This window comes from Streptosporangium sp. NPDC023963, from assembly GCF_040639135.1.
Classification (GTDB): domain Bacteria; phylum Actinomycetota; class Actinomycetes; order Streptosporangiales; family Streptosporangiaceae; genus Streptosporangium.
In genome coordinates this window covers 108,310-127,911 of the sequence record NZ_JBEZZK010000010.1, presented here as the reverse complement: position 1 = coordinate 127,911, position 19,602 = coordinate 108,310, and the positions used below count along the sequence as shown (strand labels likewise).

The 19,602-nt window shown below is 69.9% G+C and carries 18 protein-coding genes and 1 tRNA gene; 8 read left to right on the top strand and 11 right to left on the bottom strand.

Annotated features, from left to right (window positions below; translation table 11 throughout):
• Positions 1-108: 108 nt before the first annotated feature.
• Positions 109-405 (bottom strand): WhiB family transcriptional regulator, encoded by a 297-nt coding sequence (locus AB0F88_RS27375; RefSeq protein ID WP_012887233.1) that lies wholly within the window; start codon positions 403-405, stop codon positions 109-111.
• A 318-nt stretch (positions 406-723) separates the two neighbouring features.
• On the opposite strand from AB0F88_RS27375, the gene AB0F88_RS27370 reads away from it, so the two are divergent.
• On the top strand, positions 724-2,952 hold the full coding sequence (locus AB0F88_RS27370; RefSeq protein ID WP_362689918.1) for a transglycosylase domain-containing protein: 2,229 nt from the start codon (positions 724-726) through the stop codon (positions 2,950-2,952).
• An 81-nt stretch (positions 2,953-3,033) separates the two neighbouring features.
• Here AB0F88_RS27370 and AB0F88_RS27365 read toward each other — a convergent pair whose 3' ends face one another.
• Positions 3,034-3,492: a GatB/YqeY domain-containing protein gene (locus AB0F88_RS27365; RefSeq protein ID WP_362689915.1), complete on the bottom strand. Its 459-nt coding sequence runs from the start codon at positions 3,490-3,492 to the stop codon at positions 3,034-3,036.
• An 80-nt stretch (positions 3,493-3,572) separates the two neighbouring features.
• On the opposite strand from AB0F88_RS27365, the gene AB0F88_RS27360 reads away from it, so the two are divergent.
• Together AB0F88_RS27360 and AB0F88_RS27355 are read left to right on the top strand one after the other, a co-directional pair.
• A complete protein-coding gene (locus AB0F88_RS27360) occupies positions 3,573-4,496 on the top strand; it encodes a metallophosphoesterase (RefSeq protein ID WP_362689912.1) in 924 nt (307 codons plus the stop codon).
• A gap of 35 nt (positions 4,497-4,531) precedes the next feature.
• Positions 4,532-4,605: transfer RNA gene (locus tag AB0F88_RS27355), tRNA-Pro, on the top strand.
• 369 nt (positions 4,606-4,974) lie between these two features.
• Here AB0F88_RS27355 and AB0F88_RS27350 read toward each other — a convergent pair.
• On the bottom strand, positions 4,975-5,481 hold the full coding sequence (locus tag AB0F88_RS27350) for a GNAT family N-acetyltransferase (RefSeq protein ID WP_362689909.1): 507 nt from the start codon (positions 5,479-5,481) through the stop codon (positions 4,975-4,977).
• 281 nt (positions 5,482-5,762) lie between these two features.
• Between AB0F88_RS27350 and modA the strand changes: the two genes are divergently transcribed.
• A complete protein-coding gene (gene modA, locus AB0F88_RS27345) occupies positions 5,763-6,560 on the top strand; it encodes a molybdate ABC transporter substrate-binding protein (RefSeq protein WP_362689906.1) in 798 nt (265 codons plus the stop codon).
• A 31-nt stretch (positions 6,561-6,591) separates the two neighbouring features.
• Here the strand turns inward: modA and AB0F88_RS27340 are convergent, their stop codons facing one another.
• Complete coding sequence (locus AB0F88_RS27340; protein WP_362689903.1) at positions 6,592-7,515, bottom strand: cation diffusion facilitator family transporter; 924 nt, start codon at positions 7,513-7,515, stop codon at positions 6,592-6,594.
• Positions 7,516-7,597: 82 nt separating this feature from the next.
• Between AB0F88_RS27340 and AB0F88_RS27335 the strand changes: the two genes are divergently transcribed.
• Positions 7,598-7,930: a metalloregulator ArsR/SmtB family transcription factor gene (locus AB0F88_RS27335; RefSeq protein WP_362689900.1), complete on the top strand. Its 333-nt coding sequence runs from the start codon at positions 7,598-7,600 to the stop codon at positions 7,928-7,930.
• A 55-nt stretch (positions 7,931-7,985) separates the two neighbouring features.
• On the opposite strand, the gene AB0F88_RS27330 is transcribed toward AB0F88_RS27335, so the two are convergent.
• Complete coding sequence (locus AB0F88_RS27330; RefSeq protein ID WP_362689897.1) at positions 7,986-8,699, bottom strand: methyltransferase domain-containing protein; 714 nt, start codon at positions 8,697-8,699, stop codon at positions 7,986-7,988.
• Between the two features lie 184 nt (positions 8,700-8,883).
• Here AB0F88_RS27330 and AB0F88_RS27325 point away from each other — a divergent pair, with 184 nt between their 5' ends.
• On the top strand, positions 8,884-9,291 hold the full coding sequence (locus tag AB0F88_RS27325) for a MerR family transcriptional regulator (RefSeq protein WP_362689894.1): 408 nt from the start codon (positions 8,884-8,886) through the stop codon (positions 9,289-9,291).
• 54 nt (positions 9,292-9,345) lie between these two features.
• Here the strand turns inward: AB0F88_RS27325 and AB0F88_RS27320 are convergent, their stop codons facing one another.
• The 4 genes from AB0F88_RS27320 to AB0F88_RS27305 all read right to left on the bottom strand — a co-directional run bounded on the left by AB0F88_RS27320 (position 9,346) and on the right by AB0F88_RS27305 (position 12,441).
• On the bottom strand, positions 9,346-9,627 hold the full coding sequence (locus AB0F88_RS27320; protein ID WP_362689891.1) for a metal-sensitive transcriptional regulator: 282 nt from the start codon (positions 9,625-9,627) through the stop codon (positions 9,346-9,348).
• An 80-nt stretch (positions 9,628-9,707) separates the two neighbouring features.
• Positions 9,708-10,376, bottom strand: coding sequence for an isochorismatase family protein (locus AB0F88_RS27315; protein WP_362689888.1), 669 nt, complete (start codon positions 10,374-10,376; stop codon positions 9,708-9,710).
• Between the two features lie 69 nt (positions 10,377-10,445).
• A complete protein-coding gene (gene dhbC / locus AB0F88_RS27310; protein ID WP_362689885.1) occupies positions 10,446-11,594 on the bottom strand; it encodes an isochorismate synthase DhbC in 1,149 nt (382 codons plus the stop codon).
• An 82-nt stretch (positions 11,595-11,676) separates the two neighbouring features.
• Positions 11,677-12,441: a 2,3-dihydro-2,3-dihydroxybenzoate dehydrogenase gene (locus AB0F88_RS27305; RefSeq protein ID WP_362690455.1), complete on the bottom strand. Its 765-nt coding sequence runs from the start codon at positions 12,439-12,441 to the stop codon at positions 11,677-11,679.
• A 406-nt stretch (positions 12,442-12,847) separates the two neighbouring features.
• Between AB0F88_RS27305 and AB0F88_RS27300 the strand changes: the two genes are divergently transcribed.
• On the top strand, positions 12,848-13,735 hold the full coding sequence (locus AB0F88_RS27300) for a hypothetical protein (RefSeq protein WP_362689882.1): 888 nt from the start codon (positions 12,848-12,850) through the stop codon (positions 13,733-13,735).
• 305 nt (positions 13,736-14,040) lie between these two features.
• Here the strand turns inward: AB0F88_RS27300 and AB0F88_RS27295 are convergent, their stop codons facing one another.
• Positions 14,041-14,961, bottom strand: a complete 921-nt coding sequence (locus tag AB0F88_RS27295) for a DUF1996 domain-containing protein (protein WP_362689879.1) — start codon at positions 14,959-14,961, stop codon at positions 14,041-14,043.
• A gap of 98 nt (positions 14,962-15,059) precedes the next feature.
• A complete protein-coding gene (locus AB0F88_RS27290; protein WP_362689877.1) occupies positions 15,060-16,802 on the bottom strand; it encodes a discoidin domain-containing protein in 1,743 nt (580 codons plus the stop codon).
• Positions 16,803-17,229: 427 nt separating this feature from the next.
• Between AB0F88_RS27290 and AB0F88_RS27285 the strand changes: the two genes are divergently transcribed.
• Positions 17,230-18,225, top strand: coding sequence for a LacI family DNA-binding transcriptional regulator (locus AB0F88_RS27285; protein WP_362689874.1), 996 nt, complete (start codon positions 17,230-17,232; stop codon positions 18,223-18,225).
• The last annotated feature ends 1,377 nt before the right edge of the window (positions 18,226-19,602 follow it).

Here is a 19,602-nt window from a genome sequence, read left to right as displayed (position 1 = left end):
GGCCGCCGTCGGGCGGGCCCGGAGAACCCGCGTGACCGCGCGCTCTCCGGTCCGTGACATGCGTGTACGGCTGGCGCTCGGCGCCAGCCGTACGGGATGGGCGCGAACTCAGCCGGCGATCAGCTCGTTAGTCCGCTCGTATTCCTCTTTGGCCAACTCCAGCAGGTCCCGCCAGGAGTCGACATCCGGTCGCCGGCGCAACAGCGCGCGGCGTTCGCGCTCGGTCATCCCGCCCCACACCCCGAACTCGATGCGGTTGTCCAGCGCATCGGCGAGGCACTCGGTCCGGACCGGGCATCCTCGGCAGATCAGCTTCGCTCGGTTCTGGGCAGCACCCTGAACGAACAAAGCGTCAGGATCCGCACCCTTACAGGCCGCACGGGAGGTCCAATCCGTGATCCACATTCGACCCCACTCCCCTTTAGGTGGTCAGTCGTGACTTGGGCCGACGGGCGCGGGCGTCGGGCCTCGGTATTCAATTGCTGCAGAAAGAGAACGTACGCAACCAGACGTTCGGGCCGACAGACCCCGGCGGGACCAAATTCTCACATGGTCATCCACGGCCATCTGGCCGGGAATGACTAGTCACCTGCCTGAGATAACGGGACAAAGCCAAGCTAAGATGGCGTTCCGTTACCGTTTGCGCCATCCGTCCGACGTACCCTTGGTCCTGTGCAAGCTCAAGGCAAAGACCAGGGGTCTGTGATCGGCGCTGCCGGTAATGTGCTGAAGTTGCTCGGCGCGGCCGCCATCACGGGCGTGCTCGTCGCCGCCGTGGCGCTTCCGGCGGTGGGTGGCGCGGGGATGACGGTGAACGCGGCGACGAACGAGCTGCGTCTTCTCCCCGAAGAGCTCAAGGAGCCCCCCCTCGCCGAGAAGACCACCCTGCTCGACGCCAACGGCAAGCAGTTCGCCCAGTTCTATTTCGAGAACCGCGAGTCGGTGAGACTGGACGAGGTCGCCGACGTCATGAAGACGGCGATCGTGGCGATCGAGGACGACCGGTTCTACGAGCACGGGGCGATCGACATCGAGGGCACCTTCCGGGCCGCGGTGAGAAACGTCTCGGGCGGCGGGGTCGTCCAGGGCGGCTCCTCCATCACGCAGCAGTACGTCAAGCTCGTGCTCGTCAACGCCGCGGAGACCAAGGAGGAGCAGGCCGCCGCGATCGCGCCCACGCTCTCCAGGAAGCTGAACGAGCTGCGCTACGCGCTGGCCATCGAGGAGAAGTACACCAAGTCTGAGGTCCTCGAGCGCTATCTGAACATCTCCTACTTCGGCGCGGGCGCCTACGGCATCCAGGCCGCCTCCCGGCGCTTCTTCGACAAGCCGGCCTCGAAGCTGACCCTGTGGGAGGCGGCCACCCTCGCCGGGGCCGTGCAGAACCCGAGCGTGACCGACCCGAACGCGGGCAAGGCCTCCCGCGACCGGCTGCTGGAGCGGCGCAACATCGTGCTGAACCGGATGGCCGAGCTCGGCAAGATCACGCAGCAGGAGGCCGAGGAGGCCAAGAAGAAGAAGCTCGGCTTCAAGAACATCGAGGCCCCCGGCGGCTGCGAGGAGAGCGCCTACCCGTACTTCTGCCTCTACGTGCGGCAGGAGATCGCGACCAACGAGGACTTCGGCAAGACCCGCAAGCAGCGCGAGAGGCTGCTGCAGCGGGGCGGTCTGGTCATCAAGACGACGCTCACCCCGAAGGCCCAGAAGGCCTCGGAGAAGGCGATCAAGGAATACGTCAAGACCAGCGACAAGCCGGTCGCCGCGCAGGCGATGGTCGTTCCCGGCACCGGCGCCGTAAAGGCGATGGCGGCCAGCCGCAACTTCGGCAGGAACAAGAAGAAGAACGAGATCAGCTACAACCTCGTCGGCGACCGGGAGCACGGCGGCGGAGCGGGCTTCCAGGCGGGCTCCACGTTCAAGCCCTTCACCCTGCTGACCGCCCTTGACCAGGGCATGAAGCTGGGCGACGGCTTCGGCACCGGCTCCGGATACCGGGCACCCAGCCACAGCGCGTTCCGCAACTGCAAGGGCAAGGCGGTCGGCGAGCCCGACCACGAGGTCAAGAACTCCAGCGAGGGCGGCGGCGGCTTCAAGACCCTGACCACCGGCACCCTGGGGTCGGTGAACACCTTCTTCATGCGCCTGGAGCAGGAGGTCGGCCTCTGCGAGACGGTCAAGATGGCCAAGAGCCTGGGCATCAAGCGCGCCGACGGCAAGCCTCTGAAGGAGTTCGAGACCTTCACTCTCGGCATCAACGAGATGGACCCGGTGACGGTCTCCGCCGCCTACGCGACGATCGCCGCCCGCGGCACCTACTGCAGCCCGATGGTGATCACCGAGAGCACCGACCGCGACGGCAAGAAGATCTCCTACAAGCCGAAGTGCAAGCAGGTCCTGGACGAGGAGGTCGCCGACGCGGCCAGCCACATCATGTCCGGGGTCTTCACCAAGGGCACGATGAGCGGGGTCGGCGGCATCGGCCGTCCGGCGGCGGGCAAGACCGGCACCACCGACGACTACACCGCCGCCTGGTTCGCCGGGTTCACCCCCGAACTCGCCTCCGCGGTGAGCCTCGGCGACCCGCGCGGCGCCTTCAAGTACGACCTGATCGGCGTGACCATCGGCGGGCGCTACTACAGCTACGTGTACGGCGCCGAGATCTCCGGGCGGATCTGGAAGAACTCCATGCTCGGCGCGCTCAAGGGCGTCGAGGCGACCCCCTTCACCCCGGTGAACATGGAGCGCTTCGGCGGCTGCTCCGCCGGCCGGTGCGCGCCCAAGCCTCCGCCGAAGCGCGGGGACGGCGACGGGCCCAGGGACGACCGGGGCGACGACCGGGGTGACAACGGCGACGGCCCGTTCGGGCCGGACGGCGGCGACAACCGTGAGGTCAACGGCGGCGCCCCGTTCGGCCCGAACGGCGGCGCCCCGATCGCCCCGGTGGTCCCGTAGCTCGCCCCGGCGGTCCCGTGGCGACACCGGAGCCCGGGACCACCGGCGCCCCGGAACGCCGGAGCGATCAGACCGATCGGATCAGGAGGACGCCAGGCGAGCTCGTACGGCCTGCGCGACGCGACCACCCTCGGCGCGTCCGGCGACCTTCGGGTTCACGAGCTTCATGACCTGACCCATGGCCTGCGGCCCGGTGGCACCGCTCTCGGCGACGGCCTCGTCCACGAGCCCGGCGAGCTCCTCGTCGGACAACTGCGCGGGCAGGTACGCCTCCAGCACGGCCTGCTCGTCGACCTCCGCCTGGGCCTGCTCCACCCGGCCGGCACCGCTGAACGCCTCGGCAGCCTCGCGGCGCTTCTTGGCCTCCTTGGCCAGCACCTTGACGACCTCGTCGTCGCTGAGCTCGCGTGCCGTCTTACCCGAGACCTCCTCGACGTTCACGGCCGCGAGGGCCATGCGAATCGTGCGGGTGCGGATCTCGTCCCTGCTCTTCATGGAGGCCGTGAGATCGGCCTTCAGCTTGTCCTTCAATGCGCTCATGGCGTCCATCTTGCCGCCTCACCAGCCCCGCTGTATCCCGAGTTTCCGTTCGAGGGCCCGATCTCGGGCATGATGAGAAGGTGAGGAAAGCAGCCGCGGTGCCCCTGTCCCTGTTCGGCGTCGGCCTGGCCGGTCTCGCGTACGCCTCGGTCGTCGAGCGCAACGCGTTCCGGCTGCGCCGCTTCGACGTGCCCGTGCTGGAGCCGGGGCAGCGGCCCGTGCGCATCCTCCACCTGTCCGACCTGCACCTCACCCCCGGGAGGCGGAGGCTGATCGACTGGGTGCGCTCGCTGGGGGCCCTCAACCCCGACCTGGTGGTCAACACCGGCGACTCCATCTCGCACCCCGACGCGATCACGCCCCTCATGCACGCCCTGGAGCCCCTGCTGTCGCGCCCGGGCCTGTTCGTCTACGGTTCCAACGACATGTACGAGCCGCGGCCGAAGAACCCCGCCCGCTACCTCTGGCGCACCTCCAAGGCCGACTACGGACAGAAGATCCCCACCCTCCCCTGGGAGGAGCTGGGCGCCGCCATGGCCGCCGAGGGCTGGCTGGACATGAACAACACCACCGCCCGCCTCAAGGTCGGCGATCTCGACGTGGCCGTGGGCGGCATCCACGACTCCCACATCAACCTCGACCGCTACGACCTGATCGCCGGTCCCGCCCCGGCGGCGGCCGACCTGCGCCTGGGCGTGATGCACTCGCCGGAGCCCCGCAACCTGACCCGTTTCGCCGCCGACGGTTACCAGCTGCTGCTCGCCGGGCACACTCACGGCGGACAGCTCTGCGTCCCCTTCTACGGCGCCCTGGTCACCAACTGCGGCATCGACCGGGCCCGCGTCAAGGGCATGAGCCGCCACGACTCCGCCTACCTCCACGTCTCCGCCGGCCTCGGTACCAGCCCCTACGCCCCGGTCCGCTTCTCCTGCTACCCCGAGGCCAGCCTCCTGACCCTGATGCCCCGCCGTCGCGGCGACGCAAGCACCCACGAAGTCCGCTAGACTTTTCCAAGCACGAGCAAGACCGGGCGTGTGACCGGGGTGTGGCGCAGCTTGGTAGCGCGCTTCGTTCGGGACGAAGAGGCCGCAGGTTCAAATCCTGTCACCCCGACGTTGAGTAAAGTCCCGAGGTCAAGGGCCGTTTCTGAGAAATCAGGAACGGCCTTTCGCTTTCCCGGATTCGACGGCCGTGCGCCACGGGGTCATAAAGATCATTTTAAGGGCGACTCGATCGGCACCGGGTCGCCGGGCACGCCACCGGTCATGACAATCCGGATTTCCTCGAACCGCATCCGCGGGATTCTCCCGGCGGTCATGCCTGTTTCGTCGAAAAGGTGACTCGACTTCCGTTGAGAAGGTGACTCGGCCGAAAAGGCGACCCGGCGCGGACGATCGGCTCGCGGCGGGAACCCGTTCTCACCCGCCCGCGTCGGACCGCCGATCGATCCGCCCGGTTCACGAGACGAGGGCCCGGTGAAGATCAGCCCGCCTGGGGCGAACGGCCGGGCTCGCCGGGGCCCGCGTGCTGCAGCCAGACATAGCCGACCGGCTGGGAGACGTTCCACTCCGCAGCCAGGTGGGCGTCGACCGGCAGGAAACCGGCTCCCCGGTAGCACCGCAGGGCCCGGGCGTTGTCCGGGTGCACGCGCATGAAGACGTTCGCGTAGCCCGCGTCCCGAGCCAGCGCGGCCAGTCCTCGCACCAGCTCCCGCCCGATCCCCCCGCCCCGGGCACCGGGGGCCACGATGATCCGGGCGAGTTCGATCTCTTCCTCCTCGGTGTCGACCCACAGCTCCCCGTAGCCGAGCGGGTCCCCCTCCGCGAAGAGCATGTGGGAGCGCACGTCCTCTCCTTGCTGCCAGTCGGCGACGACCCGCGCCGGCAGGGGGAACTCGTGCCGTCCGCACCACATCGCGACCTCTCGCGGCGAGGCGGGCCAGCCCGCGACCGTGGTCGCGTGCGCCGTGGCGAAGGGCAGCAGATCCATACCTGATCCATTCATTCCGGTATTCGGTGGATGCGAGGCGCAGCATGCCTCCTCTCGCGCACCCCGTCCACACAGCACCTGATGTCCGGGACCGCCCGCGCTCCCGGGCCGGACCCGCGCGGGAGGTTTTCGAACATCGCAGATGCTGTGCAAAAATGGCAATAGATAGTGTGTTTGCTAGTTTTTTCTTTCATTGTGGGTGAATGTGCGAGGTACGGTGACTGTTCCCGGCGACGTTCCGGATCAGCACGGTGAGTCGGTGAGTCAGTGAGGAGCCCTCGTTGTCCAGGCGTCTTCCCCGGTGGGCCGTCACGGTTCCCCTCGCCCTCACCCTGGCCGCCGTCCTGTCCGGCTGCGGCGCCGGCGACCCGGCTCCCGCGTCCGCCCCCACCTCCGCCGAGGGCGATGCCACGACACTGACGGTGCTCGCCGCCGCGTCGCTGACCGGCACGTTCACCGAGTTGGGCAAGGCCTTCGAGGCCGCGCATCCGGGCACGACGGTACGGTTCAGCTTCGGCTCCAGCGCCACCCTGGCCCAGCAGGCCGTCCAGGGCGCCCCCGCCGACGTCTTCGCCGCCGCCAGTCCCGCCACCATGAAGATCGTCACCGACGCCTCCCTGGCCACCGGCCCGGCCGTCTTCGCTCGCAACACCCTCCAGATCGCCGTCCCTGCCGGCAACCCGGCCAAGGTCGACGACCTGGCGGACCTGGCCGACCCGAAGGTCAAGGTCGCCCTGTGCGCCGAGCAGGTGCCCTGCGGCGCCGCCGCGGTCAGGGCACTGGACGCGGCCAGGCTCAAGGTCACCCCTGTCACGCTGGAACAGGACGTCAAGGCCACCCTGACCAAGGTCGAGCTCGGCGAGGTCGACGCCGCCCTGGTCTACAAAACGGACGTCATCGCCTCCGGTGGCAAGGTACGGGGCATCGACTTCCCCGAGGCCGGGAAAGCGGTCAACGACTACCCGATCGCGGTCCTGGCCGGCGCGCCCGTCCCGGAGGCGGCCAGGCGGTTCGTCGACCTCGTGCTGTCGCGGCAGGGGGCGGAGGTGCTGGCCAAGGCCGGTTTCCAGACGCCCTGAGCGGCCATGACACCCGCGCCCGGACGCCCGCTCAGCGGTGCCGGGCGCCCTCGTGGTCCGCGTGACCGGCGGGCTCCAGCTGCAGGGTGGAGTGCTCGACGTCGAAGTGACCGGCCAGGCACTCGTGCAGCCGGTCCAGCACCGGGCCGAAGGAGCCGTCCACCAGGACACCGTCCGCCATCACGACGTGGGCGGACATGACGGGGAGCCCCGAGGTGATGGTCCAGGCGTGCAGGTCGTGGACGTCGATGACACCCGGCGTCTCCAGCAGGTGCCTGCGGACCTCCTCCAGGTCGACCCCCCGGGGGACGGCCTCGAGCAGGATGTCCACGGCCTCGCGCAGCAGGCTCCAACTGCGCGGCACGATCAGCAGGGCGATGACGACGGAGACGATCGGGTCCGCCGTCGTCCAGCCGGTGAGCGCGATGACGACCGCGGCGGCGATCACCGCGACCGAGGCCAGCAGGTCGCCGAGGACCTCCAGGTAGGCGCCCCTCAGGTTGAGGCTCTCCGTCTGGCCGGGGCGCAGCAGCCACAGCCCGACCGCGTTGGCGGCCAGGCCGACCGCGGCCGTCACGAGCATCACCGTTCCGCCGACCGGCTCGGGGTCGGCGAAGCGCCGGACGGCCTCGTACAGGATGTAGAGGCTCAGCGCGAGGAGGACGACGGCGTTGATCGCGGCGGCGAGGATCTCCGCCCGCTGGTAGCCGAAGGTGCGCCGGGCGCTGGCCGGCTTGCCGGCCATCCAGACGGCGAACAGCGCCAGCGCGATGCCCGCGGCGTCGGTGGCCATGTGCCCGGCGTCGGCGAGCAGCGCCAGGCTGCCCGACAGCGCCGCGCCGACGACCTCGACGACGAGCACGCCGATGGTCAGCAGCAGCACGACGACCAGGCGCCCGCGGTGTGCCGCGGCCGCCGTCGGCGTCGTGTGCCCATGCCCGTGCCCGTGCCCCATGACGCCCCATCCCTGTCGGTACAGCCCCCAGTGTTTATACAGCAATCACTGTATATACAGCAAGTGATGTATTGTGATAACCATGCTCACCGCCGCGACACGCCTTGACGCGATGGCCCGTCTCGGAAGGGCGCTGGCCGATCCCAACCGTTGCCGGATGCTCATCGCCCTCCTCCAGGGACCCACCTACCCGGCACGCCTGGCCGAAGAGCTCGGGCTGACGCGCCAGAACGTGTCCAACCACCTGTCGTGCCTGCGCGGCTGCGGCCTGGTGGTCGCGGTGCCCGAGGGGCGCCAGACCCGGTACGAGCTGTCCGATCAGCGCCTCGCCCACGCCATCGAGGACCTGCTCCATGTCGTGCTCGCCGTCGATCCCGACCATCGGGACGCGCACGAGGCGGATCCCGCGGAATAGCTCTCTACCGGTATCACCCGCTTCCCCAGCCTCATAACCGGCCGTCCAGCGCTTTTCAGCGACGCGCGGCCGCGACGAACAGCGGCACGGCCACGAAAAGCCGTCCGGTACGCGCGCGTCCGGTCTGTTCCGCGATCCACGTACCGGCGTCGTCCTCGGTGATGGCACCGGCGTCACGGGCGGCACCGGCGGTCCCCACGAGCATGGGCAGCACCGGCGGGCCGGTGAGGACACCGGTGTGGGCCTCCACGGTGACGTCGTCGAATCCGGCGTCCAGCAGGAGGGCCCGGTAGGCGCGGGCGGCACGGGGCGCGGGGATGAGGTCGGCGCGGGCGTGCACGATGGTCCGGGTGAGGGCCGGGGTGTCGGAGTCGATGACGAAGGTGTCCCAGTCCTGCCCGATCAGGACGATCCGTCCGCCCGGAGCGAGCACCCGCCGCGCCTCACCGAGCGCCCCGGCCGGATCGCCGAACTCGTGGTAGAGCTTCTCGGCGCGATACCCGGCCAGCTCACCGTCCCGGAACGGCAGCTCGCGGGCGTCGCCGACGCGGAGATCCGCGCCGGACTCGCGCCGGCGGCCCTCGGCGATCATCTGCTCGCTGAGGTCGACGCCGATCGCCCGCGCACCGCGCCCGGCCAGCTCGGCGACGGCCAAACCGGTCCCGCAGCCGACGTCGACCACGGGCGCCCCCGGCGTGAGGTGGAGCAGGTCGTAGGAGCGGGCGCGCAGCCGGACGGAGTCGGGGAGAGCGTCGAACGCGTCGAGCAACCGGACCAGCTCGGTGACGGTGTCCCCCTCCGGCCCCTCCGGCCCTTCCCGCCCTGTCCGGCCCGTTGGATCCGTTCGGTCCTGCCGGTCGTTCCGCTCGGCTCGGTCCTGCCGGTCTGTTCGGTCTGTTCGGTCTGCAGTGGTGTCGTTGGACATGTCATCGAGAATGCGACTTAATGCCGACATGAAGTCAAGCGACGGTGGCGAGATGATGAGCATCGGCGAGATCGCCGGGCGGTTCGGCCTGCCCACCCACGTCCTGCGGCACTGGGAGGCCATGAGACTTCTGGCCCCAGCCCGCGTCGGGGCCGACCGCCGCCGCTACGACCGCGACCACCTCTATCGTGTCGCGGTGATCCTGCGCGCCAAGGAAGCCGGGTTCTCCCTCGCCGACATCCGGGAAATGATCTCCATCGGCGATCCGGAGGCGCGACGCGACGTCCTGCGCCGCAGGCACGCGGATCTGACGCGACGCGTCGCCCAGGCGCGGTCGTCGCTCCACATGATCGAATGCGCCCTGGCCTGCGACCACGACGACTTCACCGGCTGCGCCCACTTCCAGCGCAGCCTGGCGGCGAAGATCGACGCATGAACGCCCGCGACGGGCTCGGGGCGGCGCCCGACGGTGACGCCCGTCGCGACGCGCTCAGGAACGGACGAGCCTGGCGATGGCGTCGGACGCCTCCCTGACCTTCTCCTCGGCCTCGGCGCCGCCCTTGGCGGTGGCCTCGGCCACGCAGTGCGCCAGATGCTCCTCCAGCAGGGACAGCGCGAAGGACTGCAGGGCCCGGTTGGCCGCCGACACCTGGGTGAGGATGTCGATGCAGTACTTGTCCTCCTCGACCATCCGCTGCAGGCCCCGCGCCTGCCCCTCGATCCGGCGCAGCCGCCGTAGATGGTCCTGCTTGTTGGCGGTGTATCCGTGCATCTCTCCCCCTCCGCTCGGCCTCCCCTGTTGAAGGATACCCCCCGACAGTATTTGAGACAGCCTCGCGATCCGGATCCCCGCTACCCGCCTCCGACCACCTCGGCGGGCGGCGACGCGAGCTCCCAACCGCGCAGCAGACCCTGGGTGACGACCGTGACCGCGCAGCGCTGTGCGGCGTACGTGAGGGCCATGGTGTGGTGTTCCAGGGAGAAGTCGGCGACGGCGTCGGCGACGAGGAACGGCTGGAGGTCCTGCATGAAGGCGTCGCAGACGGTCATGAGACAGCCGATGTGCGCGTAGACACCGCAGACGATGATCTGGTCGCGTCCCATGGCCTCCATCCGGGCGCGCAGGTCGGTCCTGCAGAAGGCGCTGTAGCGCCACTTGGTGAGCAGGATGTCGGGCTGCGCGGGAAGAAGGCTCGCGACGATCTCACTCTCCCGGAGGCCGGGGATCCCCGGGCCCCAGAAGTCCTGGAGCAGGCCGCGCTCGTGTTCGCTCTGACCTCCGGGCTGCATCGAGTAGACGACGGGAATCCCCCGTGCGGCGCACGCTTCACGCAGGAGGCCGATGTTGGCGATGAGCCCGTCCAGCGGCGAGGCGTCGGCGGCGAAGGGGGCGAGGAAATAGTTCTGCATGTCGTGGACCAGCAGGATGGCGCGGCACGGATCAGGGCGCCAGCTCACCCGGTTCTCGGGAAGATCGTCCTCCTCCGGCAGCGGGTAGGAGGCGATCTGGGGAAGGGCCACGGGCACTGTCTCCTTTCCTGCGGTGACGGATCTTTCCCGCGGTGGCGCGTCGTCTCCCGCGCCGGCGGGTCAGCGGTCCTGGTCCAGGCCGACGGCGCGGAGCATGGTCTGGAACTTGGCGGTGGTCTCGGCGAGCTCGGTCTCCGGCACCGACCCCGCGACGATCCCCGCGCCCGCGAACAGCCTCAGAGTGTGGTCGGCGACCTCGGCGCAGCGGATGGTCACGACCCACTCGCCGTCGCCCGTCGCGTCGCCCCACCCGACCAGGCCCGCGTACAGGCCGCGGTCGAACGACTCGATCTCCTCGATGGCCTCGCGCGCGGCGCCCGCGGGCGTACCGCAGACGGCGGGGGTGGGGTGCAGTACCGTGGCCAGCTCCAGCGACGTGACCGCCGGGTCGTTCAGCACGCCGGTGATCCGGGTCGACAGGTGCCACATGGAGGCGGTGGACAGCGGCGAGGGCCCGGCGGGAACCGACAGCTCGCGGCAGTACGGGCGTAGCGCCTCCACGATGCTCTCGACCACCAGGGCGTGCTCGCGGAGGTCCTTGTCCGAGGCGAGGAGGGCGCGGGCCCGTTCGCGGTCGACGACGGGGTCCGGGTGGCGGGGCGCGGACCCCGCGAGCGGGTTCGTCGTGACCCGGCGGCCCGAGCGGGAGACGAGCAGTTCGGGACTGGCTCCCAGGAGGGTACGGGCGGTGTCGCTGCTCGACGGCAGGTCGACCGCGTAGCCGTAGGCCTGCGGGTCGCGCCGCATGAGGTTGCGCAGGACGCGGCCGACGTCGACGGGGGCGCCCAGGGTGACGTCCATGGTGCGGGCGAGCACGATCTTCTTGAGCTCCCCGGCGGTCAGCTTGGCCAGCGCCTTCTCCACGCCGCGCACGTAGTCGCCGGGATCGGAGACCGGGCCGAAACCGGTGAACGTCCCGCTGATCCGCTCGGGGGTGGCGGAGGGACCGGCCGGCGGGCTCGTCCAGCAGACGGCGGCGGGCACCAGCAGGCGCGCGGGACGGTCGTCGCGGAAGGGGATCGCGCCCACCACCACGGGGTTGGGGTGATCGGAGTCCATCGCGTCGCGCAGGGCGGAGGCGACGCGCCCCTGCAGGCTCGTCGTCCCGGAATCGGGAACCTCCTGGAGCACCCCCCGGGCGAGCAGGGTACGGGTCGGCGAGGTGAAGAAGAAGGTGCCGGGCTCGTAATCTCCCAGAAGGTCGGGCATTCGAGACATGGTGAGGGCGTCGTTCGACGGCATGGTGAAGAGGTCTCCTGTTGAGAGGGATCCAGGAACGGGAGGGGTGGCGCTACGACCGGAGCGTGGCGCCCCCGTCGACGTACAGGTCCTGCATGGTGATGTGCCTGGCACGGTCGGAGGCCAGGAAGAGGACGGCGTCCGCGATGTCGGCGGGATCGGCCAGCCTCCCGAGGGGGATGCCCACCCGGAAGGCGGCCGGCGATCCGTCGATGGCCGTCCGGGCGTCGTGGTCGCCGGTCCACAGGGCACGCTGCATGGGAGTGTCGGTGGAGCCGGGCGACACCACGTTGCAGCGGATGCCGTACGGCGCCAGCTCCAGGCCGAGGCACTTGGTGAACTGCGCGGCGGCGGCCTTGGAGGCGGCGTAGGCCGACATGTTCGTCCGGGGCACGCCCGCGGCGTTGGAACCCACGGTGACGATCGCCCCGGATCTGCGGGGGATCATCCGGCGGGCGACCGCGCGGGACAGGTGGAAGACCCCGCCGGTGTTGACGGCGAAGGTGCGGGCCCAGTCGTCGTCGCTGATGGCGACGGCCGGTCCTGAGCAGAGCACTCCGGCGACGTTGACGAGCAGCCCGATCGGGCCGAGATCGGCCTCGACCCGTGCGACCGCGTCGTCGACGGCGACGCTGTCGGTGACCTGGCAGGGATAGGCGACCGCGGTGCCGAGCTCCGCGGCGACGCGCTCGACCCGCTCCGCGTTCACGTCGAGCGCGGCGACGCGCGCGCCCGTCGCGGTCAGGGCTCGCGCCACCGCCTCGCCGATGCCCTGTGCCGCACCGGTGACCATGGCCACCGCGCCTTCCGTCACCATGTCCTCGCCGTCCCCGCCGTTCTCGCAGTTCTCGCCGCCGTCGGCCTGTGCCGGTAGGCAGGCTAGCCCCATCACTTTGGGTTGCGCAGCAAAAACTTATAGTTACTTTTCACAGATCAGGAGGACATCACGGGTGTTAATGGGAACACTCCGGCCCACCGGACATGGCGCTCGGGGGAGGCTCGGGTGGCGGGAGGGCCCTCCGGCGGCGAGCCCGGGAGAGGATCCCGATCCTCGGGCTCCTCCCCAGTTGGAGGGACGAAGTGGCGCGTTTATATGCAATCAACGTCGCGTCAACCGCTATGTCTTAACATCGTCCTTCGTGACAAGTCAGGATATTTCAGAGCAACAGAGGTATGTTCCCCCGGCGCCCCCCGCCGAACCCTCCGTGAGGGCCGAACCTTCCGTGGGGGCCGAACCTCCCGTCGCGGAGGAGAACACCGGCGTCCTGGCGATGATCGAGCGCATCGGCTCGATCATCGTCCCGATCGGTGTCGCGCTCTACGCCGTCCTCTACCTCGGCGTGGAGCAGATGTACGGGGTGTTCAACATCAGCCCGCAGCAGGCGGGCATCGACCAGTCCGTCCTGCTCGGCCGGTTGATGGGAACGCTGATCCTGCTCCTGCTGATCGTCGTGCCGCTCCTCGGCCTCGTCGTCGGGTTCGGCTGGCTGATCGACAAGGTGACCCGCGGCGCGGTCGGAAGGTTCACGGCGGCCGTACGGCAACGCCCCTGGATCGTCGCCCTGATCGCCGCGCTGTGGTGCGGCGCGACCTACTGGGGCCTGTTGAGCCTCGTCGGCGACCTCGACATCGCCCCCATGGTCGTCGTGGCGGTGGGGCTGGGCGTGCTGACGTTCCTGGTGCCGTTCCGGCTGCTGCGCCGCAAGCCCGTCGGCCGCGCCGGCATGAAGGTGCTCACCGGCGCTCTCACGGGCATCGGCCTGGGGTTCCTGCTGATCCTGCAGATGGTCACGGGAGCGATCGAGGTCCAGGAGACGGGACAGGCCAACGACCTCCTGCCCTACGTCGGGTTCCAGGACCAGTGGACCGTCATCAAGAACGCCGAGGACGACAAGCCCCTCTACGAGGGCCGGTGGATGATGTTGCTCGGCGAGAGTGAGGGCACGTACGTCTTCTACGACTGCGACAAGCTGGACACCTTCCGGCGCCCGATCGAGACCACGAATCTCGGCAGCATCCAGCTCCAGCCCGAGCGGGAGGCGGACTACAAGTGCGGCACGCTCGCCGAGCAGGACGGGCAGGCGCAGGCGGGCGAGGGCGAGAGCCAGTAGGGGCGCTCGATCCTCCCCTGCGGGTCTCCCCTGTTTCGAGCTCTCCCTTTTCGAGTTCTCGAACCTCCCCGCGACGCCCGCCGGCGGCGGGACCCGATGCTCCGGGTCCCGCCGCCGGGGACGGCACGGGGGATCGGCACAGAGATCGGCACGAAGGCCGGTTCCCGCACCGGTGCCGCCGAACGAGGCGCCGAGTCCGCACACCTCTGTCAGGGCGAGATGCCAGGACCGCACACCGCTGTCAGAACGGAACGCCGTGACGGCACACCGCTGCCAGGACGGGACGTGAATCCGGCACTCCGGCGTCAGGACGGGGTGCCGTCCGCGCCGCACTTGATGACCGGGCGGATGCAGTCACGCACGCGACGCTCCATCTCGGCCACCGGCCAGGCGTTGAAGAAGTCGCCGTGCATCGTGTACCCGGGGCCCGACGCCAACCGGAAGTTGGCCGGGTTCCCGTTCACCGGGTAGCGCAGCACCTGGCGCAGCTTCGGCACCGGCACCGGGTGCGAGGCCGGGCAGGCCTGGCCGACCGGGTAGGCCATGTGACTCTTGTGGTCGGCCGAGTCCAGGTCCCTGCCGTTCCAGCACTGCGGGAAGTCCAGGTAGGACTCCATCATGGTGCCCGCCGGGCAGGTCACGAAGTCCTTGGACGGCGGGACGTGACCGGCGTGCAGGCACGACCAGCGGGCGTTGCTGGTCGGGTCGTTGGGGGTGGTCGCCTTGGCGTTGCCCGCGACGATCCGCAGGCCCAGCGGGAGCGGCTGGGTCCGGGCGACGATGTCGTCGCGCACGCCCTCACCCAGGTAGTAGAACGTGGTGATGGTCGGCTCCACCGGGGTGTTGCCGTTGTACAGGGTCGGCACCCAGTACGACGACAGGTCGGTGCGCGGGTTGCAGTTGGTGGGGGAGCTCTGCAGGGACGCGAGGGTCGTGTGGGCGTTGGTGGTGGTGCTGCCGAAGAAGCTGTGCATGTGCGACGCGCCCGGCATGCCGGGGAAGATGATCGGGTCGTCGGGCAGCCGGTGGCTGAACGGGCAGTCGGCGAGGAACTCCGCCACCCGCACGACCGCGGCGGACGAACCCCCCGACTGTGCCTTCGACGTCGCGCTTGCCTGGGTGGTGTGGATGACGAGGGACGTGCCCAGGAGCGCCACTATGGCGGTCACCAGGGTCAGCGAGCGTAACCGGCTTCGCAGGCGGGCCGGGGAGAGTGCCGGGTGCATGGATGGACTCCTTTTCGGGGGGACTTTCGGCCGTTGGTGCTCCGGTTCCGGGGAGGGCTCCGGCACGGCTCGGGCGAGCCGTGCCGGAGGGGTGGGGATTACTTGTAGACGCGCACGTAGTCGACGAGCATCTGCTTGGGGAAGCCGGTACCGGCGTCCGGCGGGCCGGGCCAGTCGCCGCCCACCGCGAGGTTGAGGATGATGTAGAACGGGTGGTCGAAGACCCAGGGCCCGCGCGTCGCCTCGACCTGCTCCTTGCTCAGGGTGAGGACCGTCCGGCCGTCCAGGGTGTAGACGATGCCCTTGCTGTTCCAGGTGGCGGCCCAGACGTGGAAGTCGTCGGAGAGGTCCGCGCCGCTGGGCAGCGTGTACGGGGCGCCGATGCCGCCGCCGCCGTTGTAGGCGGGGGCGTGGATGGTCGAGTAGGAGGTCTTGACGTCCTTGCCGAGCACCTCGAGGATGTCGATCTCCCCGTTGTACGGCCAGGGCCTGCCGGTGAGGAAGTCGGCGCCCATCATCCAGAACGCCGGCCACAGGCCGTTGCCCTTCGGGACCTTGACGCGGGCCTCGACCTTGCCGTACGTGAAGGTGAACTTGCCGCCGGTGTTGATGCGGCCGGAGGTGTACTGGCAGGGACCGCCGGGGCAGGACGATCCGGCAGTGGTCTCCTGCCGCGCCGTGATGACGAGGTTGCCGTTGCCGTCCATGGCGGTGTTCTCGGGCTTGTAGTACTCAAGCTCGTTGTTCGGGCCGGTGCCCGGGTCCTGGGTCCACTTGGCCGCGTCGGGCCTGGTGCCCGCGCCGCCGTTGAACTCGTCACTCCAGACGAGCGTCGTCGGCGGGTCGGCCGGGTCCGTCGGGAGCGGCGGCGGCGTTATCGGGGCGCCACCGGTGCCCCAGACCTGGAACTCCCACAGCGAGTAGCCGTACGGGGTGGCGCGCTGGGTGCCGTACATGCGCACGTAGCGGCCGGTGCCGTTGACGGTCAGCGTCTGCTTGAAACCGGTGCCGGTGGTCGTGGAGTAGATCGGCGTCCAGGTGGTGTTGTTGTCCGAGACCTGGATCTGGAAGGCCCTGGCGTAGGCCGGGTCCCACTGGAGGACGACCTGCTTGATCTGCGCGGTCGCGCCGAGGTCGACGGAGATCCAGCCCGGGTCGACCCAGCCGGTGGTGGAGCTGGTCGCCCAGCGGGAGGCGGGGTCGCGGTCGAACGCCCTGGCCGGGGTGCACTCCCAGCAGTTCCCGTCGCTCTGGGAGGTGGAGGCCGCGCCGGGCCTGCCGTAGGACAGCAGCTTGAGCGCGCCCGGGTCGGGGGTGGGGGTGGGGGTCGGGGTGGGGTCGGTGCCCCCGATGGTCCCGTAGACCTGGAACTCCCAGAGCGAGTAGCCGTACTGGGTGGCGCGCTGGGTGCCGTACACGCGCACGTAGCGGCCGGTGCCGTTGACGGCCAGTGTCTGGTTGCCGCCGGTGCCGGTGGTCGTGGAGTGGATCGGGGTCCAGGTGGTGCCGTTGGGCGAGGTCTGGATCTGGAAGGCCCGGCCGTAGGCGGCCTCCCAGTTCAGCGACACCTGCGTGATGGTCGCGCCGGCGCCGAGGTCGACCTGGATCCACTGCGGGTCGCTGAACGCGCTGGACCAGCGGGTTCCCGCGTTGCCGTCCACGGCCGCGGACGCCGGGAAGGCCACGCTGCTCTCCGAGGACGAGGCGGTCGCCGTCTTGCCCTGGGAGAGCAGGGTGTCGGCGGCTTCCGCGGGCATGACCGCGAGACAGGACGTGACGAGGGTGACGGCCGCGGCTATCAGTAGCGCCATGCGGCGGCCGGGACTTCGGGACGAGGGCATCGCGTCTCCTCGGGGATGGGGGGTGCGTACCGGTAACGAGTCGGGGAGCGCTCTCTCACCCAGAGATTGCTCTCGCCCGACAGGGGCTGTCAAGTGTCCGTTTAACCAGGACGAAACGGGCTACACATGATCCGGCAATCAACCGAACACCTCGGGGAGCGCTCCCGGACAATGGCTTGCATCGTTACAAACGGCTGTGAACTGGGACTAAGAAGATCCTTCCCAGGGAGCGCTTTCCCAGATTTCCCCTGGCGGCCACCGCGAGGGAAAATCCGGCCCGATTCTGGGCATTGACAGAAATCCCCCTTCCGGTCACCCTTTGTGAGGGAGCGCTCTCTTCATGATCATCGACTAAGCTTGGGGAAGGGTGGGACCGCACGTTCAGGCACCACCGGTCAGCGGGCGGTACGAACTGCGGGAGAACCACATGAGACGACCCACCCTGGAGGCTGTCGCCACCCGGGCCGGCGTGTCCAAGTCAACGGTCTCCAGGGTGGTGAACGGCGAGCCGACGGTCGCCTCCGACATCCGCGACCTCGTCATGCGGGCGGTGAACGACCTGGGCTACATCCCCAACCCCGCGGCGCGCAGCCTGGTGACCCGGCGCACCGACTCCATCGCGGTGATCGTCTCCGACCCGTCGGCCGGACTCGTCTCGGACGATCCGATGTTCTCCACCGTCGTGCGCGCGGCCAGCCGCGAGTTCGAGGCGGCGGGCAAGCAGGTCATGCTCATGCTCGCCGGCTCCGACGACGCCCGCGTACGGGCCCGGCAGTTCGTGGCCGCCCGCCACGTGGACGGGGTCATGCTCGTGTCGATGCACGGCGCCGACCCCCTGCCGGCGGCGCTCGCCGCCACGGGCGTCCCCCTCGTATCCCACGGCAGGCCCACCTTCCGGCTGGACGTGCCGTGGGTCGACAACGACAACACCGGCGGGGCCGCCCAGGCGGTGCGGCACCTGCTGGAACGGGGACGGCGCCGGATCGCCACGATCTCCGGTCCGCTGGACATGTCCGCCGCCCAGGACAGGATCGGCGCCTACCGCGAGGTCCTGAGCGAGACCGGGCGGCGCTCGATCGTGGCCATCGGCGACTTCACCCGGATCTCCGGAGCCGAGGCCATGGCGCAACTGCTCGAGGACGACCCCGCACTGGACGCGGTGTTCGCCGCCAACGACCTGATGGCGATCGGCGCCATGCGGGCGCTGCGCCGGGCGGGCCGGCGGGTGCCCGACGACGTGGCGGTGGTGGGGTACGACGACATCGAGGCGGCCCTCTACACCGACCCCCCGCTCACCACGGTACGCAGCCCCATGGGCGAGCAGGCCGCCGCCTCGGCCCGCCTGCTGCTCGGCCTGCTGAGAGGCGAGCCCGCCGCCCCGGTGATCCTTCCGACCCAGCTCGTGGTCAGGGAGTCCAGCTAGCCGGGAGTACGGCCGGAACACACGGTGGCCGGCCGGTTCGGGTCCGACGGCGCGAGGCAGCGGAAGGCATCAGGCGATGCACCGAAAAAAGGGCAGCAAAAACTAAATAATCCGCATGTTGACAGTTGCCCGGATAATCATCCGAAAAATCCAGACGGATAATAGGTAGCCGTCACCCCGGAGCGCGAGTCCAGAGGACGACCACTCTCCGAGCACACATGGCAGGAAAATCAAATAATCTGGACATATTCCTCCAATTGACGAATCCGTTTAAACCTCGTTAACGAGGGTTGCGCTTTGCCATGTCGATCATCGGGTAACTCCTGCTTGCCGCCACTATCGCGGTTTAAGCAATCCGACTCCCTTGAATCACAAAAGACATGGAACGCGATGACTTCTAGCGGCAGAAGACGGACTTCAATTATCAATTCCGGCAAACGTGCTCGAAACTGGCCCGTCGCGGCAACGATCGGCGCTGTTCTGGCGCTTTCCTGTCAGGCTCCGGCTGACGCCGCCGCCGGCATCACGGGAATCCCCTTCCTCGAAACGAGGACCGCCGGCGACGTGGCCGCTCCGGTTCGCGAGGCGGCCGGAAGGTGCGACCGTTCGCGTATCCACGCGACGGGAACCGCCGCGCGGAAGAAGTGCAAGTGCGGGAGAAGGCGCTGCTGTTGCCGCGACGGCCGTGACGGCCGTGACGGCGAGGACGGGCTGCCGGGCATCGGGCTGCGCGGCCCCGCCGGTCCGGCAGGCCCGCCCGGTCCGGCAGGCCCGGCGGGTTCCGCGGGTGGTCTGCCCGGCCCGGAGGGCCCGGCGGGCCCGGTAGGCCCGGCCGGGCCTGCGGGACCCGCGGGCGCGGACGGAGCGACAGGACCCGCGGGTGCGGACGGAGCCCCGGGACCGGCGGGACCCACAGGACCCGCTGGTCCCGCGGGAGCAGACGGCGCGACAGGACCCGCAGGACCCGCCGGACCCGCGGGTGCCGACGGCGCGGCGGGAATCGCCGGACCGGCAGGACCCGCAGGACCCGCCGGACCCGCGGGCGCGGACGGCCTCGCAGGACCCATCGGACCAGCCGGACCTGCAGGACCCGCGGGAGCAGACGGCGCGGCGGGAATCGCCGGACCAGCCGGACCGGCGGGACCCGCGGGAGCAGACGGCGCGACGGGACCGGCCGGCGCGGACGGCGCGGTAGGACCCGCGGGACCCGCGGGAGCGGACGGCCTCGCAGGACCCATCGGACCAGCCGGACCGGCGGGACCCGCGGGACCCGCGGGAGCAGACGGCCTCGCAGGACCCATCGGACCAGCCGGACCGGCGGGACCGGCGGGACCCGCGGGAGCAGACGGCCTCGCAGGACCCATCGGACCAGCCGGA

Bases quoted from the DNA above. Each gene is read 5' to 3' on its own strand.
- AB0F88_RS27295 (WP_362689879.1), bottom strand. From the start codon at position 14,961: ATGCACCCGGCACTCTCCCCGGCCCGCCTGCGAAGCCGGTTACGCTCG.
- AB0F88_RS27305 (WP_362690455.1), bottom strand. From the start codon at position 12,441: ATGGTGACGGAAGGCGCGGTGGCCATGGTCACCGGTGCGGCACAGGGC.
- AB0F88_RS27350 (WP_362689909.1), bottom strand. From the start codon at position 5,481: ATGGATCTGCTGCCCTTCGCCACGGCGCACGCGACCACGGTCGCGGGC.
- AB0F88_RS27285 (WP_362689874.1), top strand. From the start codon at position 17,230: ATGAGACGACCCACCCTGGAGGCTGTCGCCACCCGGGCCGGCGTGTCC.
- AB0F88_RS27320 (WP_362689891.1), bottom strand. From the start codon at position 9,627: ATGCACGGATACACCGCCAACAAGCAGGACCATCTACGGCGGCTGCGC.
- AB0F88_RS27335 (WP_362689900.1), top strand. From the start codon at position 7,598: ATGCTCACCGCCGCGACACGCCTTGACGCGATGGCCCGTCTCGGAAGG.
- AB0F88_RS27375 (WP_012887233.1), bottom strand. From the start codon at position 405: ATGTGGATCACGGATTGGACCTCCCGTGCGGCCTGTAAGGGTGCGGAT.
- AB0F88_RS27325 (WP_362689894.1), top strand. From the start codon at position 8,884: ATGAAGTCAAGCGACGGTGGCGAGATGATGAGCATCGGCGAGATCGCC.
- AB0F88_RS27365 (WP_362689915.1), bottom strand. From the start codon at position 3,492: ATGAGCGCATTGAAGGACAAGCTGAAGGCCGATCTCACGGCCTCCATG.
- AB0F88_RS27340 (WP_362689903.1), bottom strand. From the start codon at position 7,515: ATGGGGCACGGGCACGGGCATGGGCACACGACGCCGACGGCGGCCGCG.
- AB0F88_RS27290 (WP_362689877.1), bottom strand. From the start codon at position 16,802: ATGCCCTCGTCCCGAAGTCCCGGCCGCCGCATGGCGCTACTGATAGCC.
- dhbC (WP_362689885.1), bottom strand. From the start codon at position 11,594: ATGCCCGACCTTCTGGGAGATTACGAGCCCGGCACCTTCTTCTTCACC.